Source organism: Frankia sp. CcMO1 (genome assembly GCF_977945845.1).
Window position 1 is genome coordinate 1 of the sequence record NZ_CDWTMG010000034.1, and the last position, 16,754, is coordinate 16,754.

18 protein-coding genes and 1 pseudogene are annotated in these 16,754 nt (G+C 70.2%); 6 read left to right on the plus strand and 13 right to left on the minus strand.

The features are described 5' to 3' along the window. The 4 genes and pseudogenes from AC08OU_RS07070 to AC08OU_RS07085 form a co-directional block, all read left to right on the plus strand. Positions 1-263 (plus strand): annotated as a pseudogene (locus AC08OU_RS07070) (urease accessory protein); the annotation flags it as partial. 91 nt (positions 264-354) lie between these two features. Beyond that, positions 355-975 carry an urease accessory protein UreG gene (gene ureG, locus AC08OU_RS07075; protein ID WP_476604543.1) on the plus strand — a complete coding sequence of 207 codons (621 nt, stop codon included), beginning with the start codon at positions 355-357 and terminating at the stop codon, positions 973-975. After that, the gene (locus AC08OU_RS07080) at positions 975-1,763 is read left to right on the plus strand and encodes an urease accessory protein UreD (RefSeq protein WP_476604517.1); all 789 of its coding nucleotides are present in this window, start codon (positions 975-977) and stop codon (positions 1,761-1,763) included. The genes ureG and AC08OU_RS07080 overlap by 1 nt, the downstream gene beginning before the upstream one ends. Before the next feature lie 81 nt (positions 1,764-1,844). Continuing rightward, complete coding sequence (locus AC08OU_RS07085) at positions 1,845-3,128, plus strand: hypothetical protein (protein WP_476604518.1); 1,284 nt, start codon at positions 1,845-1,847, stop codon at positions 3,126-3,128. A 286-nt stretch (positions 3,129-3,414) separates the two neighbouring features. Here AC08OU_RS07085 and AC08OU_RS07090 read toward each other — a convergent pair whose 3' ends face one another. Then, the gene (locus tag AC08OU_RS07090; RefSeq protein WP_476604519.1) at positions 3,415-4,650 is read right to left on the minus strand and encodes a glycoside hydrolase family 16 protein; all 1,236 of its coding nucleotides are present in this window, start codon (positions 4,648-4,650) and stop codon (positions 3,415-3,417) included. A 232-nt stretch (positions 4,651-4,882) separates the two neighbouring features. On the opposite strand from AC08OU_RS07090, the gene AC08OU_RS07095 reads away from it, so the two are divergent. After that, positions 4,883-5,146, plus strand: a complete 264-nt coding sequence (locus AC08OU_RS07095) for a hypothetical protein (RefSeq protein WP_476604520.1) — start codon at positions 4,883-4,885, stop codon at positions 5,144-5,146. Positions 5,147-5,226: 80 nt separating this feature from the next. On the opposite strand, the gene AC08OU_RS07100 is transcribed toward AC08OU_RS07095, so the two are convergent. The 4 genes from AC08OU_RS07100 to AC08OU_RS07115 form a co-directional block, all read right to left on the minus strand. Next, positions 5,227-5,445: a hypothetical protein gene (locus AC08OU_RS07100; protein ID WP_476604521.1), complete on the minus strand. Its 219-nt coding sequence runs from the start codon at positions 5,443-5,445 to the stop codon at positions 5,227-5,229. Positions 5,446-5,566: 121 nt separating this feature from the next. Next, a complete protein-coding gene (locus AC08OU_RS07105) occupies positions 5,567-6,013 on the minus strand; it encodes an SRPBCC family protein (RefSeq protein ID WP_476604522.1) in 447 nt (148 codons plus the stop codon). Between the two features lie 408 nt (positions 6,014-6,421). Further along, positions 6,422-7,183: a GH25 family lysozyme gene (locus AC08OU_RS07110; protein WP_476604523.1), complete on the minus strand. Its 762-nt coding sequence runs from the start codon at positions 7,181-7,183 to the stop codon at positions 6,422-6,424. 299 nt (positions 7,184-7,482) lie between these two features. Further along, positions 7,483-9,063 (minus strand): MFS transporter, encoded by a 1,581-nt coding sequence (locus AC08OU_RS07115; protein ID WP_476604524.1) that lies wholly within the window; start codon positions 9,061-9,063, stop codon positions 7,483-7,485. A 58-nt stretch (positions 9,064-9,121) separates the two neighbouring features. On the opposite strand from AC08OU_RS07115, the gene AC08OU_RS07120 reads away from it, so the two are divergent. After that, entirely contained in the window at positions 9,122-9,586 is a 465-nt protein-coding gene (locus tag AC08OU_RS07120; protein WP_476604525.1) for a MarR family winged helix-turn-helix transcriptional regulator, read from the plus strand. A gap of 106 nt (positions 9,587-9,692) precedes the next feature. Here the strand turns inward: AC08OU_RS07120 and AC08OU_RS07125 are convergent, their stop codons facing one another. The 8 genes from AC08OU_RS07125 to pgfA all read right to left on the minus strand — a co-directional run bounded on the left by AC08OU_RS07125 (position 9,693) and on the right by pgfA (position 16,326). Continuing rightward, the gene (locus AC08OU_RS07125; RefSeq protein WP_476604526.1) at positions 9,693-10,907 is read right to left on the minus strand and encodes a DUF418 domain-containing protein; all 1,215 of its coding nucleotides are present in this window, start codon (positions 10,905-10,907) and stop codon (positions 9,693-9,695) included. Between the two features lie 273 nt (positions 10,908-11,180). Next, positions 11,181-11,354, minus strand: coding sequence for a hypothetical protein (locus tag AC08OU_RS07130; RefSeq protein ID WP_476604527.1), 174 nt, complete (start codon positions 11,352-11,354; stop codon positions 11,181-11,183). Between the two features lie 552 nt (positions 11,355-11,906). Next, complete coding sequence (locus AC08OU_RS07135; RefSeq protein ID WP_476604544.1) at positions 11,907-12,659, minus strand: LLM class flavin-dependent oxidoreductase; 753 nt, start codon at positions 12,657-12,659, stop codon at positions 11,907-11,909. A gap of 176 nt (positions 12,660-12,835) precedes the next feature. Then, positions 12,836-13,135, minus strand: a complete 300-nt coding sequence (locus AC08OU_RS07140; RefSeq protein ID WP_476604528.1) for a cytochrome C oxidase subunit IV family protein — start codon at positions 13,133-13,135, stop codon at positions 12,836-12,838. A gap of 3 nt (positions 13,136-13,138) precedes the next feature. After that, positions 13,139-13,729, minus strand: coding sequence for a cytochrome c oxidase subunit 3 (locus AC08OU_RS07145; protein ID WP_476604529.1), 591 nt, complete (start codon positions 13,727-13,729; stop codon positions 13,139-13,141). Positions 13,730-13,743: 14 nt separating this feature from the next. Further along, positions 13,744-14,523 carry a hypothetical protein gene (locus AC08OU_RS07150; RefSeq protein WP_476604530.1) on the minus strand — a complete coding sequence of 260 codons (780 nt, stop codon included), beginning with the start codon at positions 14,521-14,523 and terminating at the stop codon, positions 13,744-13,746. Next, positions 14,520-15,266, minus strand: coding sequence for a hypothetical protein (locus tag AC08OU_RS07155; protein WP_476604531.1), 747 nt, complete (start codon positions 15,264-15,266; stop codon positions 14,520-14,522). Before AC08OU_RS07155 ends, AC08OU_RS07150 begins: the two co-directional genes overlap by 4 nt. 25 nt (positions 15,267-15,291) lie before the next feature. Then, a complete protein-coding gene (gene pgfA / locus AC08OU_RS07160) occupies positions 15,292-16,326 on the minus strand; it encodes a cell envelope lipid trafficking protein PgfA (protein WP_476604545.1) in 1,035 nt (344 codons plus the stop codon). Positions 16,327-16,754 lie beyond the last annotated feature (428 nt).

A 16,754-nucleotide genomic window follows, 5' to 3' on the forward strand; every position in this document is an offset into this window, starting at 1 on the left:
GGCCGGACGGCGCCGCGCTCGCCACCGCGTACCTCGCCGTCAGCGGTCCCGCGACGGCGGCGCAGCGCCTGCTGGCACTCGACCCGCTCGCGGTGGCCGCCATGACGCTGCGCCTCGGCGACGCCATCGAGCAGGTCGCGGGCGAGGCCGCGACCGGCGTCCCCGACGACCTGCCCGACGACCTGCCCGACGACTCGGACCCCCTGCTCGACCTCCTGGCCGAGCGACACGCCGCACTCGAGGAGCGTCTCTTTGCGTCCTGACCTGGTCCGCACCCACGCGGTCCCGCACGACGTGCCCGGCGACGACCCGCACGTCCACCTCGCCGGCGGTCGCCGCGAGCACCACGGCCCGCTGCGCGTCGGGATCGGCGGGCCGGTGGGATCCGGCAAGACGGCGCTCGTCGCCGCGCTCTGCCGCGCCCTCGGCGACCGCCTCTCGCTCGCCGTCGTCACGAACGACATCTACACGACCGAGGATGCGGACTTCCTGCGCCGGAGTGCCGTCCTCCCCGACGAGCGCATCGCCGCCGTCCAGACCGGCTGCTGCCCGCACACGGCGATCCGCGACGACATCACGGCGAACCTCGACGCCGTCGAGGACCTCGTCGAGCGGCTCCCGCCCCTGGACCTCGTGCTGGTCGAGTCGGGCGGCGACAACCTCACAGCGTCGTTCAGCAGCGGCCTCGTCGACGTCCAGCTGTTCGTCGTCGACGTCGCCGGCGGTGACAAGGTGCCACGCAAGGGCGGGCCCGGGGTCACCGGCGCCGATCTCCTGGTCATCAACAAGACCGATCTCGCACCGCTGGTGGGTGCCGACCTCGCCGTGATGGAGGGTGACGCGCGGCGGGTCCGGGGCGACCGGCCGGTGGTCCTGACCTCGCTGCGTGAGGATCCCTCGGCGCGTGTGGTGGCGGACTGGGTCCTGGCGCAGGCGGGGCGCGCGCCCGCGACCCCTGCGTCCGCCCGCGCGTAGTGCGGACCACCGTCGAGCTGGTCGCCGAGCGCCGCGGCGACGCGACGATCCTGCCCCTGGTCCGGGCAGGCGGCCACCTCGCCGTCCGCCACACCGGACCGGGACGCGTGCACCTGGTCGGGACGGCGGCGGGACCACTCGGCGGGGACGAGATCGAGATCCTGATCCGGGTCGGCCCGGATGCGCGGCTGCACGTGCGCGGCAGCGCCGCGACGATCGTCCTGCCGGGCGCGCGGGAGTCGGCGTCCCGCATCCGGATCCGCGCCGACGTCGATGACGGCGGCCACCTCGACCTCGCGCCGCAGCCCACGATCGTGTGCGCGGGCGCCGACCTCACCACCCTGACCACGGTCGCCCTTGCGGGCTCGGCGCGGCTGCGGCTGCTCGAGGAGGTGGTGCTGGGACGCAGCGGCGAGGCCGGCGGCACCTGGCGCGGCCGCACGGTGGTCACCCGGGACGGCGTCCCGCTCCTGCGCCACACCCTGCGCTCCGAGCTTCTCGCCCCGGTACCGCTCATCGGGCCCGTGCGCGCCGTCATCTCAGAAATCGGCGTCGATCATGCAATCGGGGACGATTCCCCGGGCCCTGGCGGCCGGGAGGTGCCCCCGGCAAGTCCGGCCGCCACGCACGGCGGCGCCGTCCTCATGCCCCTCGCGGCGGGCGGCACTCTCGGCACGGCCGTCGGCCCCGACCTGACGACGGCGCGCCGCGACCTGAACGCCCTCCCCTGCCCCCTGCCCGATGGCACGAACAGCCCGGCTCAAACACCCGTCGCTACCGGCGGGTAGTCGGCAGATCACCGAAGGTCACAATCCGGACAACGCGCTACAGTCTGACCTTCGCGAAGGATGTCGGAGGTTCGGGGCGGGATGAGATTCGGCGTTTCGAAGATCCGCAAAGCGACTCCGGCCGCGATCATCACCGCCGTCCTGCTGCTATCGATGGTGGCGGGATGCGTTGCCGTCAGCGGCTCCTCGTTGCCCGGTTCCGGCGCCATCCGGCAAGCCACGGGGTCATCAGGGGGCGCGTCACGTGCCGGGGCGTCACCCGGCACGACGTCGCCCGCCGCGCCGACGAGCCCGGCACCGCCTCAGCCGGGGACGCCCAACGCCCCCGGCGGCACGGTGAAGGCTCCGACCGGGCCGTTCTTCGGCGCGCAGCTCGCCGGCCTGTCCCCGCTCGGCGCGGACGTCCGGCAGGACGAGGGCTCGTCCATCACGCTTGCCGACGGCCGGACGCTCTACATCTTCGCCGACACCCTGCGCCAGCGGGCCAAGCCCAAGTTCTTCGTCTCGTCGGCCGCCGCGATCACCGATCCGAAGGTTCCGCTCCAGCTCAACTACTCCGTGAACGCCGACCGGACTCCGGCGGAGTTCCTGCCCCGCCAGCCTGACGAGAAGCGCGACCAGGCCGACGGCGTCAGCTACACCGCCGTCTGGCCCACGGGCTCCACCCGTGTGCCCGACGGGCGCATCATCATCAGCTACGCCAAGTACGACATCGTCCTGAAGCCGCTGAAGATCACGTTCCGTGGCGCGGGGGTGTTCGAGTACCGCTACGGCGGTGCCCAGCGGTTCGTCGCGGGCGACGCGGCGCGCCGGATCGCCGACGACATCTGGACGCCTGAGATCGGGGCCGTGGGTGCGCCCGTCTACCACGACGGCTACGTGTACTTCACGCTGTGCGAGGAGCTCCAGTGCTACTCGCTGCGGACGACGCCGGAGGGTCTCGCGTCACGGTCCAACTACCGATGGTGGAACGGGAGCGGGTGGAGTTCTTCCGCGTCGGACCGCCAGCGCATGAGCTTCGGCGCCAACCGGCCGGGGAACAGCCCGTCGATCGTGTGGGTGCCGGCCGTGAACGCGTTCGTCATGGCGGACACCGAGGCAGGTCACTTCGGCCAGCACGGTCTGCTCTGGGTGGCCCAGAACCCCTGGGGGCCGTGGTCCGTGCCCGCGGTCGTCGGGCTGGCTCGGTGCCCGGAGATCGGCTGCTACGGCCTGAACGTGCACGTGGGGCAGTCGACCGCGGACTCGTTCCGGATCAGCTACTCGCCGGTGGGGCGTAAACAGGTGGGGCCCTACGTGTACCTCGTCGACCAGCCGGTGAGGGTGTCGTCGAGCGGACGCCGGATCCGCACCGGGGACTCCTGAGCGCCGCCGCTCTGCCTATTGGGCGGGCGGCGCCTATTGGGCGGGCGGCGCCTATTGGGCGGGCGGCGCCTATTGGGCGGGCGGCGCCTATTGGGCGGGCGGCGCCTATTGGGCGGGCGGCGCCTATTGGGCGGGCGGCGCCTATTGGGCGGGCGGCGCCTATTGGGCGGCGCTGATTGGGCGGGCGGCGCTGATTGGGCGGGCGGCGCTGCCAAGGTTCGCCCACATAGTCGGCGTGGTTCGACGGCGCGGAATTCCAAAACAGGCTCTCAGCACAATCAGACCACTAGCCGCGGTGCTCCCAGTCGATCGCGCGGTCCTCGCCGCCCCACTCGATCAGACCGCCCCGGGTGCCCGCCCGATCACCGGCCCCGACCCGCGGCGGGGCCGTGGGGAAGGGATCTGCAACGCCCGTGTCCTCCGCCGGCCGATCCCCCGCCGGCCGATCCTCGACTGCCGGGGCCGCTTCCCGCGCGCGCCGCTGGCCCCGGGCGCGGTGCTCGTCCGCTTCCTGGTCTTCGTCGTGCCTCCGCGTGCCGCGGCCCAGCCCCACCACGGCCAGGACGGCGATCAGGCTCCCGCCCAGCAGCCACGGCCAGACACCGCCGGGCAGCGTGCTGGCCGAGTCGGTGAGGACGCCGGTCGCCGGGACGGCCGGCGGCGTAGCGGACACGGACGGTGCCGCGAGCACCCGCCCGCCCGCGATGGGCGCCGCCGACGGCCCGGACACGACGGGAGTGGGCCGCACGACGGGTGCGACGCCGGTGAACGTCGAGATCTTCAGGGAGTCGACCTGGAACTCGACGGGCAGCCGGGTACCGGCGTCCGGGACGCCGGTGAGCCCGTCCCCGCTGGTCACCACGAGGCTCGGCCACCGGGCGCCCTTGAACGACTTCGTGGAGCTGAAGAGGACCCTGCCGTCGACGGAGATCCGCGTGAGCTTGGGCGCCCACTCGATGACGTAGTTGTGGAACCGGTTCGCGTACTGGCCGACGACCTGCACGCTCTCCGACGCAGCGCCATACCCGTTGGTCACGTACGCCGTCTCCGGTCCGGGAGCGAGCAGCTCGATGCCGGTCCAGGAGTTCACGCCGCCCTCGCTGGGCGACAGCGTGAGGTAGCTGTCGATGCCGCGCCCGGCCGGGACCCGCGCACGCACCTCGTAGCGCCCGTACGTCTGTGGCAGGTCCCAGCACCCGACGCCGCCGGAGGTGTACGGGTAGGCGCCCTTGGTCCGCTTGCGCAGCCGCAGGTGCAGCAGGCCGCCGGCGACCTTGACGTCGTCCGGCTGCCAGTAGCTCTTCCCGCCCGTGTAGGGGCCGCCGTAGGCCCCGCAGCCCTTGGGCAGGTCCGAGCCGGTGAACTGGATCGTCCGCCGGGCCTTCCAGCTCGACGCCGCCGCCGCGGGTTCGGCCGACGCGGCCGGCACCGCCGTCCCGAGCGCGAGCGCGCCCACGGAGGCGAGAAGGAGGGCGCCGGAAACTTGCCGCCGTCCGGCACGCCGGACCCGGCTCGAGCGCATCCGCTGACCCCTTCCCGCATCCGTTCGGGCCGAGTGGACGTCGGCCGCGGCGTGAGCCGGCACGCCCGCGTACGTTACGCCGGAACGTCCGGGTACGGACACCCCGGTTCACCCACCTGCCGTGCGCGAGCGTGCCCGGACTGGGATGCGTCACGCTCCGTCGGGCGTTGTTCCTTCGGGCCGGGTTTGCGGCGCCGCCTCGGCGCACCCGGCGCACGGAAGGTGGGGCGCCATGAAGGGCGACCGAGTCGAGATTGTTATCGACGCCGGCGGGTCCACGCGGACCTACGAGATCGAAGCCACGCGGGCCGGCCGCCGGGTCGACGTCAGCCAGGGCCGCGGCGTCGTGGAGGTCACAGAGACCACGCGCGGAGGGACGCCGGTGCGCACCGCCCGGTTCATGGCCTCCCGGGTCCTGGCGCTGGTCGAGCATCCGGCGTCCCGCCGTGCGAAGGGCGACGACGAGGCCGTGACACCGCTCCAGCGGCCCGCCTGACGCGCGCTCCTTCCCGCCGGCTCATACCCACTCCGTGTCGGCCGACGGGAAGGACTCGCGCCGAAGAGGGCGCAGCCGCGTTAGGCGTAGACGTCGACATGCCCCCCGGGATCTGGATCAGGGTCGGGTCCGGGCTGGGCCGGTTGTTGCGCCACCGCCGCGTGCTGATGAGCGGTGGCCTCGTTGAGGTCGGGCCGCGTCGCGAGCAGCATCGCGATGGGCTCCGTACTGCTCGGCACCAGGGGAGCGAGCAACTGCGGCGCGACGTACACCGCAGGCGTGACTCCATTCACGTTCATTCCGCCTCCATGCTGAGGCCCCCGGCTTCCTGCCGCTGATAGGCCTCTGGTGCGTGTGTCGACGCCGGCGGGGTGCGGGTTGAGCGCCCGAACGGGTGATTTCGCGGCCCGAGCCCTCAGATCACGGCTTTTCGGCAGTCGCCTTCAGCCGGGCCAGCCCCCGTTCGAAGTCGGGGCCGACCATCTTGTCCATCGACGTGAACACGCCCATCACCCGGGTCGTGAAGGTCTTCCGGCCCATCATCAGCCACTTCACGCGTGAGCCCGAGCCTTCGGGTTCGATCATGAACAGGATCTGGTTGCGCGCCTTGAACGGCTTCTCGAACGTCAGGTCGATCCGCACCGAGGACGGAGCGGCGACCTCGGCGATCTCCATCCGGCCGCGCCCGGCCTTCCGGTTGCCCGACCAGGCGTACGCGGCGCCGGTGCCCGTGTCCGGACCTGCGTAGGTGCGCTGCAAGTCCGGGTCCAGGTCCTCCCAGGGCGACCACTGTGTCCACTTCCGGAAATCCACGATCTGCTCGTAGATGCGCTCCGGTGGGGCGTCGATCGTCGCCGACCGCTCCACCGTGTAGGTGTCCTCCGACATGGCTCGCAGCGTAGATCCAACGCATTCCCGCCGGACAGGAAACGCACAGCAACGGACGGCACGAGTCCGCTTCTCTTCATACGGCTTCTCGTCTTCGCCTCTGCCCCGCTGGACCCGACGCCGAGACGTGCAACGTGGCGAAAGAGTGCGAAGCACGCCACGGCGGTGCATTCCGGCGGTCGCAACCCCACTCAGCCAAAGTCGCCTGACAGCGATGTCGTAAACGCTTTCTGGACAGTTTTGCCGAGTCGGGTTGCGAAGCGCCGCAACTGGTGGCGCGGTGAGCGCCCCCGACCACGCCCGCGCGTTCGACTGGTCCGGGCTGAGAAACCTCACCACTGCGGCGTCACACCACCGGCCGGTCTCCAGCCGCCGGAATGACCCGCCTCAAGGCCGCTGCAACCTGTCGACGCGGGCGATGTCCAGGTCGACGCCGCCTTCGACGCCGTCCACCGTCGCGAGGTGGGAGGCCTGCCACACCGTCCAGCCGTCGGTCTCCGGCCGCCGGAACAGCCGCCGCTCCCAGCGTCCCCGCTCCTCCAACCCGGCCAGCGGGTACGTGTTCTCGAAGTTGTCGATCGCATAGATGACGACCTGCCGGCCGGTACGGCGCTCCACCGTTGCGACGAAGGCGCGCAACTCGCGGGTGAACTCCGCCGCCGTGGGACGCCGGCCGCAGCCGGAGAACTCGAGGTCCACCGCGGGCGGGAGAGCGTCGGACGACGTGGGCACGACCTTCAGGAAGTTCTCCGCCTGCGCCACACCGGGCGAACAAAGGGTGAAGAAATGGTAGGCGCCGCGCGGGATTCCGGACGCGGCCGCTTCCCGCCAGTTCGTCGCGAAGCTGCGGTCGACGAAGTCCTGCCCCTCCGTCGCCTTGATGTACGCGAACGAGACGTCGTCGTCCGCCACCTGGTTCCAGTTGATGCGTCCCTGGTGGTTGGAGACGTCGACGCCGTACCGCTCCCCGGATTGCAGCCCGGGCCGGTAGTTCGGCAGGCCCCAGAAGGCACCGGCACCGATGGCGCTCACCGTCAGACCCACGATCAGTGCAGCAGCGAGAAGCCCCCGCCGCCTCGGCCGGCCGGACGGCGCGGCCATCGGGTGCTCGATCGTGACGTTGCTCGCATCCTGGCCGGTTGTGCTCACGTCGAGCCACCGTATCGGGCGCCAGCGCCCAAGTCGGACCGGGATCGGGTCGCGTACGGGCAGACGCGGTGCCCGACCAGGGCTCGTACGCCACCTCGCCCCGCGTGCCCCATACGACGAGCTCCCGGACGAACTCGTGGAACTGCGCGGCGCGCAGGATGCGGACGGGAACCGGGCCCGCCGGCGCCACCTGTTCGTGCACCGGCTTCGCGGCCTGGTAGCCCGGTGAACTTCTCGAGGCCGATGATCGACGTGACGACGATGCGCCGGACGCCGGCGCGAGCGCCTTCCCGGCCTGGTCACACCGCTTCCGTAGCCAGCTCCGGCTCGGCGCCAGGGGAAGCGGAAGCGGGACCCGCCTCCGTCGCGGGGCGCCGGACGCGGAAGGCGATCACGAGCAGGACCGCGGCCGCCAGCGCGACCAGTCCCGCGGCGACGGCGGTCACGTGCATCGCGCCGACGAAGGCGTGGTCCGCGTCGGCGGCCAGATCCGGCCGCCCGAGCGTGGACGCCAGGAACCGGGTCTGCTCCGCGGACGATCCCGCCGCCGTCCGGACCTGCGGCGTGAGGCCCTCCAGCGCCGGCCCGATCCGGTCGCGGTAGGCGGCGGTGAGGACGGTCCCGAGCACCGCGATGCCGAGCACGCTGCCCACCTGGCGAACCGTGTTGTTGACCGCCGACCCGGCACCCATCCGCTCCATGGGCAGGACGGCGAGCACGGCCGCAACGGTGGGCGCGATCGCGGCGCCGATCGCCGTCCCGGTCACCGCTCCGAGCGCGGCGAACCAGACCAGCGAGGTGTGGAGCCCGAACAGGAGGTTGGCGACGAAGGTCCCGGCGACGACGACGAAGGCGGTGCCGGAGACGGCGCCGACGCCGTACCGGGGCACCAGTCGCGCGCCCAGCCCGGAGCCGGCCATGACGCCGGCCGCGCTCGGCAGGAACAGCAGACCCGTCTCGAGAGCGCTCATCCCGCGGGCACCCTGGAGGTAGAAGTTGCTGTAGAACATCTGGCCGGTCATCCCGAAGAACAGCGCACCCAGGGCCGCGTTCCCCGCTGCGAAACGCCGGTCCCGGAACAGCCGCGGGTCGAAGCTGGGCTCCGCCGTCCGCCACTCGACCACGATGAACAGTGCGAGCAGGGCGACACCCGCGGCGATGGGTAGCCAGACCTCGGTCCTGGCCCAGTCGGCGTCCTGGCCGCCCTCGATCAGCCCGTAGGCGAGCGCGGCCAGGCCGGAGGTCGACAGCGCCAGGCCCGGGGCGTCGAGGCGGCGGCGCAGGGCCGGGCGGGGATTGGGCGCGAACCGCAGGATCCCCGCCAGCGCCAGCGCGACGATGGGGATGTTGATCAGAAACACGGAACCCCACCAGAAGCGGTCCACCAGGACCCCGCCGAGCAGCGGGCCGAGTGCGACACCGAACCCGCTCGACGCCGACCAGACCGCGATCGCCCCGGCCCGGCGCTCCGGCGGAAAGGTTGCGCCGATGATGGCCATCGACGTCGGCATGATCATCGCACCGCCGAGGCCCATCAACCCTCGCGCCAGCACAAGTTGCGTGGCGTCCGGCGACCATGCCGCCCAGACGGACGCCGCGGCGAACGTGAGCAGGCCACCGACCAGCACGGTCCGCTGGCCGTACCGGTCGCCGAGGGCGCCCGCGGCGAACAGCGCGGTCGCGAAGATCAGGGAATAGGCGCCCACGGCCCACTGCAGCTCGCCCGGCGTCGCGCCGAGCCCTGAGACGGGATCGGAGAGGTGCTGGAGCGCGATGCCGAGGATCGTGGTGTCGATCCAGATCAGCACCGCCGAGACGACGAGGGCCGACAGCACGCGACGATCGCGGGCCACTGAGATTGACGGGTCCCTGACGGTCATGGGGTGAACGATGACAGTACGTCAGGGACCTGTCAATGGAGTGTGGGACGATGACGCCGTGCCCGACAACGTTCCGACGGACGGCAAGGACTGCATGACGTTCCTCGTCCGTCACGCCTGGCTGAGTATGCGCGGCGTGGTCGCCGAGGCGCTGGCCGAGCACGATCTGTCGGTGGCACAGTTCGCGTCGCTGATAATCCTTGAGCTGGCGCCCGGTCAGTCCGTCGCCGATGTCGCCCGCGCGGTCTCCACCGCCCGTCAGTCGGCGAACGAGATGCTCGGCGGCCTGGAACGCGCCGGCCTCATCGAACGCCGCCGGCACCCCCGCGACCGCCGCTCCCAGCAGATCTTCCTCACGGACGCCGGAGCCGCGCGGCTGGCCGCCGCCCGCCCCGCCGTCAAAGCCGTGGAGGAGCGCCTCTCCGCGGGCTTCACGGGCGACGAGCTGGCGGTGGCCAAGGCGTGGCTCGAGCGGATGACGCTGGCGTCGTCGGCTTCCGTCGAGGAGATCGCCACGATCTGACCGGGCCTCGAGCCGGGTGAGCAGTCCGTGGACTCAGTCGTGTCCGGACCCCCAAACAGGGGCTAGACGCGACTCAGTCGGCGGGACGTCAGAGCACACGAGATCATCACGCGTCCGTACGGCTCGGGCTCGGGCTGATCCGGCCGGGTCCCGTCCCTGGCCGCCACGGCTGCCGGTAGGTGACTCGCCGGATCAGCACCTCGAACGGCCCGCGGCGACCCGTCCGGCGCATCCAGTCGGCCAGCACGACGGTGGCCAGCCAGGTAGTCGCGGCGAGGAGCGCCGTCGTGGTGATGGTCAGGACGCCGGAGAGATCGAGCAGGAACGGGGTGAAGACGGCGGCCCAGACCACCGACTGGGAGAGGTAGCAGGTCATCGACCGCTGGCCGGTGGCAGCGATCGCGTCGACCACCGGCCGGGGACGGCGCGCCCGGAACCGTGCGGCGATGACCGACATCAGGGCGGCGTACCCCAGGCCGCCCAGGATCCCCGTCGCGTCGTGCATGGAGCCGAGCAGCTCGAGCGTCGGCCGATCCGGCGTCGACACCGCGCCGGCGAGCGACAACGAGATCGGCTGGGCACCGAGAACCGCGGCACCGATCCCCACTGCCGCCGTGACACGCAGCAAGGTCAGGTTTCGCTCCGGCTGCTCCAGGATTCGCCGGCGCCCCGCCCAGAGCCCGATCGCGAACGGGCACATGAAGCCGATCGGACCCAGGGTTGCGATGGCGAGGGACACCACGGGCCGGTTGGCGAGCATGGTGAGCACGTCGGGGGGAAGCATCGTGGCGTCCGGGCCGTCGGTGCTGACGGTCAACGAGGCTCCACCGGGCAGGGCCGTGAGCACGAAGAACAGCAGGGCCGTCAGCAGGAGCCAACGGTCCTTCCAGCGCACCAGCCAGGCCCCAACGAGCAGCAGCACGCCGTAGGCCGCCAGGATGTCCCCGGCGTAGAGCAGCAGGGCGTGCAGGAACCCGACGACGATCAGCACGAGACTGCGCCGCCACAGCATCCGCCGCACGGCCCGTGGCCCGTGCGCCTCGTGCCGGCGGGCGATCTGGGCGACGCCGTACCCGAACAGAACCCCGAACATGGGAAACGCGCGACCATCGACGAAGGTCGAGATCAGCCAGACGACCGCCGAGTCGAGCCCGGTGCCGTCCTGTGGGTAGCCGCCGAGGATCGACGGGCCACGCAGGAAGTAGTGCGAGTTGGCGAGGGCGATGAACAGCAGCATGAAACCGCGCGCCAGGTCGGGCCCAAGTGCACGGGACGTGAGGGACGTCGGCTGGGGCCGGTCCGTCGCCGGCGAGTCGGTCACGGGGCCGCGCCGTGCGGTCGGTTCGAGCGGTGCCGTCATGGCAGCCAGCCGACCACGCAGCCGTTCCGGCCGACCATGATGCTTCGGTCGATATCGGACCCGACCGGAGTCGATCGCTCACACCGCCGCCCGATCCCTTGGACGGTGGCGTGACGGCCATCGGGATCACCCTGGTTCTCCACCGCTTCGCTGTGACCCGCCGCCGAAAAGAGTGGGAGATGGACATCTTGCCTGTATCACCCCCGCCTCGAGGGCCTCCTCCTTCGGAGACGCTCAACCATGCCGACTGCGCCCTGCTGGGCGAGGCAGCGTGATGTCCGCCCGGTACTGCGTGTTGGTGGCGGTGCCGCCGACCTGCGCCAGACGCCCGGATGGGTTGTAGCCGCGCTCGGGCCCGTGCGCGATGACGTCGCCGGTGCCGACGCCCGTGGCATCGGGGTCGCTCACCGACATCATCACGGTGATGTGCGTCTGCATATGTCGCATCGACGCACGTCGCGGACACCGTGAGCGAGGTGAGTGTGGGCAGGGTGTCGTCGGCCTGCGCCGGGCCGGCTCCGGCGAGAACCGCGGTGGCCGCGGCGGCCGCGGCGGCAGCGGGTAGCCCGACCCATCGGCGTACCCGCGCGGATCTGGGAGTGTGAAGCTGGACATGCGCACGTTCCCCCTCGTGCACTCGGTTGGGTCGTGCTGTCGCTGCGTCAGCATCGCGACGGGGGCTGACGTGGCGCTGAAACCCGGCTGAATGCCCAACGGCGGATGGCGACCACGGGCGCATCGCCACCCGACTCAGCAAAACTGCCCCGAAACCGTTTACGACATCGCTGTCAGCCGACTTACGCCGAGTGGGGTGGCGACCCGTGCGAGCCGCCCGCGTCCCAGCAGAAATCCGGATGGCCGGCGCCGCCGGGGTCGCCAACGGCGAGCCGTACGGCGCAACCAGCTGGCGCTTCGAGTCCTATGAGGACTTTGAGCCCTGGGTGTCCGCCACCGGCAGGCTCAGGTCAGCGCGGCACGCACGTCGGCGGCGTATTCGTAGTCGCGCTTCCAGTCCGCCCCCGTCGGCGGGAGGATCACCCGTTCCCCGCCGGCGTCCGCATACGCAGCCAGTTGCGAGGCCGCACGGCCGGGGTCCTTGTCCACGACCGGGCCGACAACCGTCGCCGGTGGTGCCGGGCGGCCGTATCCGGCGGCGAGATCGGCCAACTCCCCGGCGCTCCTCGCAAGGTCTTGAGGTGACAGGCCGATGGAGATCCAGCCGTCGCCGTAGGCCGCCGCTCGCCTCAACGCTCTGGATCCGTTGCCGGCGATCAGCACCGGGGGCATGGGAGATCCCGGCTCCAGCGTGACCTCCAGGTCGTCGTCGAGCCTCGCGGGTCGTCCGGTGACGAGCGCCGGAAGCACCTGCAGTGCCCTGTCGGTGATGCCGCCGCGATCGGCGTAAGAGACACCGGCGGCACGCCAGCCGGTGTCACCGTGCGCCGGGTTACCGGTACCGACGCCCAGGATGACCCGATTTCCGGACAGGTGCTGCAGGCTGCTGATCTGTTTCGCCGACCAGGCGACCGGCCGAAGCGCGAGCAGCATGACGCCGTAGCCGACCCTGATCCGCTCGGTCACCGCCGCGGCGGTGGCGAGAACGGTCGTGCTGTCCAGCATCGGGGCACTGGCCACCAGATGATCGGTCGACCAGACCGAGCCGAGCCCGAGATCCTCGGCGTAGCGCGCACTCGACCTGATGTCGCCCAGGATCGCCGCTCCGGATCAGGGTGGACGTCGGCAGGATCACGCCGATCTCGACTGGCATGACTGCCCCAACCGGACTGATGGCTGCCGTCTTCCCGTGCGGGGGCCGGCATCGCGGCGGTCGCGGCGGCTGAGCAGACCGGCCTGCCGGACCCGACCCGGAAGGTGGACGCTTGCACGCCTCAGGCGAGGTAGAGGGCCACGAGCGACAAGCCGAGGAGGAGCAGCCAGGTGTCGGTGGCGTGGCGCAGCCATCGTGGGCTGGTGCGGACCTCCATGAACTGGCGGATGACGAAGCGCACTTTGACGAGGCCGAGTGCGAGGACCGCGATCGTGACGGTGACGTTGCGATCGGGCCGTCCGTGTGTTCCCTCGGCGCCGAGCCACCAGGTGACGACGGTGAGCGTGGACAGCAGTGCCCAGACGAGGGTGGGCTGCGTGGCGGGCCTCGTCCGGGTGCGGGTGTGCTGGGTATTGCTCATGGCTCACCTCAGGACGAAGACGAGGGCGAAGATGATGATCCAGAGCAGGTCGACCATGTGCCAGTAGACGGCGCCGGTTTCGAGTGCCCAGACGGCGCGGTCGCCGTGCTTGAACAGTTCGCGCCGGGCGACACCGAGGACGATCAGGCCCGTCACGACGTGGACCACGTGCACGCCGGTGAGCACGTAGTAGAACATGAAGAAGTTGTTGCTGGCGAAGGTATACCCGCCGCTGATCTCGGTGATCCATTCGAACGTCTTGATGGCGATGAACAGCACGCCGCAGGCCGCGGTGGCGTGCACGAACCTGACCGCCGTCGCGTACCTGGCTTCCCGGGTGGCGTGGACGGCGAGCACGACGAGCCAGGAACTGGTGAGCAGCACCAGGGTGTTGGCAGCGGCGATGGTGGGGTTGAGGTGTTGCTGCGATTGCAGGAACAGCGCCGGTTCTTGCTGTCGGTGGATCATGAAGATGATGAAGTAGACCGAGAAGATCACCAGGTCGCCGAGCACGAATACCCACATGCTCGGGTCACCCGGGATCTGCCGCGCAGGGTTACCGGCCGTCGTGGCGGCGGGCTCCGCGTTGGTCATTGATCCGTCCCCGGTCAATCCTGGACCCGTTCGCCGGGTGGTGCCGTGACGACCGCCTTGCGGAGCAGGGCGATGATGCAGACCTGGTAGACGACGAAGATTGCGGTGCCTTCGTAGAAGCTGATCGTGCCATCCCAGGCGAAGGGGCCGTCCTTGAAGATGAACAGCGGCGAGGCGAGGATCTCGGTGACGATCTGCCAGATGGCGATGTAGGCCATCCAGTTGGGGAAGATCTTGTTCTTGTCGAGCAGGATGGCGATCGCCAGGATCAGGTACTGGGTCGCGAAGCAGCCGAGCGAGCCGATGAACGTCAGCAACCCGATGTCGTACAGCAGGGCGAGGAACTGCGGGTCCCGGTCGGGGCGGAAGGCTGCGGCCAGGAACGAGAACGCCGCGAACAGGCAGCCCGGAATCGCCCCCACTCCCAGGCTGGCGATGTAGCCGTACGCGAAGGCCGGACTGACCGACATCCGTTTCATCTGGTAGGCGACGAAACCGTTGATCAGGCAGGAGAAGCCGATAAGGATCATGAGCACGCCGAAACCGATCTGGATGGTGGTGGCGTGTCTCTGGAAGAAGTCCGCGATCTGGGCCTCGGACAGGTCGGGCCGCGGCGGTGGCATGACCCTCGCCAGCAGGACGAAGATCAACCCGAAGAGGTTGTAGAAGACCGGCAGGATCCACCAGCAGATCCACAGGTCGAGCTTGGCCCTGCCGCCGCGGTGTTCGGCGCCGTCCCGTTCGGCCGGAACCCTCCCGCCGCCCGTCCTGGTTGTCGCCAGCGTGTCCGTCATGGGAGAGCCTTCTCTTCGCGGTCCTGTCGTTGGATTGCATTCCGAAGGACGAAGAACATGACCGCGATGAACACGCCGTAGGCGCCGATCCGCAGCCAGAAGGAGATGACGCCGTCCCAGGCCAGTGGGCCGGTCTGGACGACGGCTCCGCACACGGCCGGCGTCATCGCCAACCCCGTCAGGACGCTGAACGGCGCCGTCCACCGCGGGAAGATCGGCTGCGGATGCGCATCCAAGTACACCGCGAGGGCGAGGCAGAAGTTCGCGGCGACCGTCATGCCCACGGGTGCGGTGAAGATGATCCAGGCCAGATCGTTCAGCAACAGGATCAACTGCGGGTCTCGCTCGGGACGGAACGCCCCGATGAGCCACATCAGATCGGCGATCGCGAACAGCGTCACCCCGCCCACCACCGCGCTGAGATACGCATAGGCGAGCACCTGCGTCGGAGTCGCCATCCGCTTCATCTGCACGACGATCACCATGAAGAACGGGACCAGCATCACGCCACAAAGGTTGAACACGATCATGCTGAACCGGATCGTCGCCTGGTTCTCCCGGTAGAACGCCGCCACCTCCGGGGCCGACAGCCGCGGCGACATCGGCGGGAAGAACCCCGGGAACGTCGCGAACGCCACCAGCAGGATCGCCCCGAACACCGGCGCCAACCACAGACCCACCCACTGCCCGGTCAGCCTTGCCGGCACCCGGACGTCCTCCGGCTCAATGACGTCCTGCGTCATGGCCTCACCTCCATCTGGATAGCCCTCACGTGGAGGGCCGGGGGCGGCGCAATGCGAACACCAGCACGGCGATACCGAGGACGACGAGCACGATCGATGCCCGGCCACGCACCCAGGGCAGGAACCGCGAGCCTTGCCGCGCTTCGGACAGAACCTGGTCCGACGGCGGGGGCGTGGTGAGGACCGCCTTCATCGCCGGCACGACGTGGTCGTTGTAGCGGAACTGCTGGGTCACCTGGTCACGAACGGCCAGGACCTGACTGGTGTTGGGCTCGATCCAGAACGTGCGCGTATCGGCGTACTCGGACGTGGCAGTCACCGACGGGGTGTCGTCCTCGAACAGTGGGCCCGGCAGCTCCATCGATCCGATGGCGGTCAGAGGCGTCCTGAGCCGGAACACATAGGTCCGGATACCGTTTCGCGTTTCCTCACCGAGGAACCGGGCCGTTCGTGCGCGCCTGAGCTGGATGTCCCACAGCGCATAGTCGCGCTTCTGCACGTTCAGCGGAAAACTGAAGTAACCACTGTGGACCAAGGGCTCCCCATCGGGGTCCGCCTCGCTCGTCTGCAACCGATCGCCGCAACAATTCGTCGCCTCGCCCGTGTGCCGGTCGAGCGACACGGTCTCCACCCGCGCATCGAGCAGCCCGTGCCCGCTCACGAACGTGCGCGTCGCGATGTTCCACACCACCGAGTCCCCGATCGCCTGATCGGCGGCGGACACGAAGTTCCTGATCTCCACGTCGAGGCCTCGCCGCACCCGGGCACCCGCCGGCGACTCGAGGTCGGGTAGCAGGACGGTCGCGTCGGTCGCCGTCAGGACCTGCTCCCGTTGCGGATCGGCCGGCAAGGCTGTCAGTCGCGGATAGACGTACGTCGGCAACGCCGCGGCCAGCGCGAAGGCGAAACCGGCCGCACCGAACAGGACCGACCTGCGGCGCGGCCTGCGGCGTATCAGCGGTTCGCGATATCGATGGCCCCCGGTCACTTGTGCCGGCGGCGCTGCCTCCAGGAGGCCGAGGGCCGGCCTGGTCGACAGCACGTCGGGATTGACGTCCATCACGAGAGCTTCCTTTCGGTCAGGGATCCGGATGCCGGGGTGAACGTGAAAGCGGCGCCGGGACAGAAGGTCCCAGCAGGGACGCCGCACAGCTCGTCGGGCATACCTCCGCTGGCCCGACAGCGTTCTACATCGGCTGATCTCGTGGCGGCATTGCCGATACTCCAGGTGAGGGGATATCAGGGATTCGAGTCAGAACGCCCCTGGCGTCCGGCGACGAACGTGATTGGGCCAAAGTCCTTGCGGCCCAGTGTCATTCGCTATGGTCAGGGGAAAGCAACCAGCCCGACCGATGAGAGTTCCGGATCGTCCAGCGAACTGGCATCCAGTGCGAACTCTGAGCATGACCGGCCTCCCTTGTAGAAGAACTGAGCACTTGCTCAGCAATGCCGGTCACTACAAACTAGACACCAGGCCGCAGGGTGTCA

Coding starts and splice junctions, on each gene's coding strand:
- AC08OU_RS07090 (WP_476604519.1), bottom strand. CDS start 4,650: ATGCGCTCGAGCCGGGTCCGGCGTGCCGGACGGCGGCAAGTTTCCGGC.
- AC08OU_RS07150 (WP_476604530.1), bottom strand. CDS start 14,523: ATGACGGACACGCTGGCGACAACCAGGACGGGCGGCGGGAGGGTTCCG.
- AC08OU_RS07095 (WP_476604520.1), top strand. CDS start 4,883: ATGAAGGGCGACCGAGTCGAGATTGTTATCGACGCCGGCGGGTCCACG.
- AC08OU_RS07100 (WP_476604521.1), bottom strand. CDS start 5,445: ATGAACGTGAATGGAGTCACGCCTGCGGTGTACGTCGCGCCGCAGTTG.
- AC08OU_RS07085 (WP_476604518.1), top strand. CDS start 1,845: ATGAGATTCGGCGTTTCGAAGATCCGCAAAGCGACTCCGGCCGCGATC.
- AC08OU_RS07115 (WP_476604524.1), bottom strand. CDS start 9,063: ATGACCGTCAGGGACCCGTCAATCTCAGTGGCCCGCGATCGTCGCGTG.
- AC08OU_RS07155 (WP_476604531.1), bottom strand. CDS start 15,266: ATGACGCAGGACGTCATTGAGCCGGAGGACGTCCGGGTGCCGGCAAGG.
- AC08OU_RS07140 (WP_476604528.1), bottom strand. CDS start 13,135: ATGAGCAATACCCAGCACACCCGCACCCGGACGAGGCCCGCCACGCAG.
- pgfA (WP_476604545.1), bottom strand. CDS start 16,326: ATGGACGTCAATCCCGACGTGCTGTCGACCAGGCCGGCCCTCGGCCTC.
- AC08OU_RS07145 (WP_476604529.1), bottom strand. CDS start 13,729: ATGACCAACGCGGAGCCCGCCGCCACGACGGCCGGTAACCCTGCGCGG.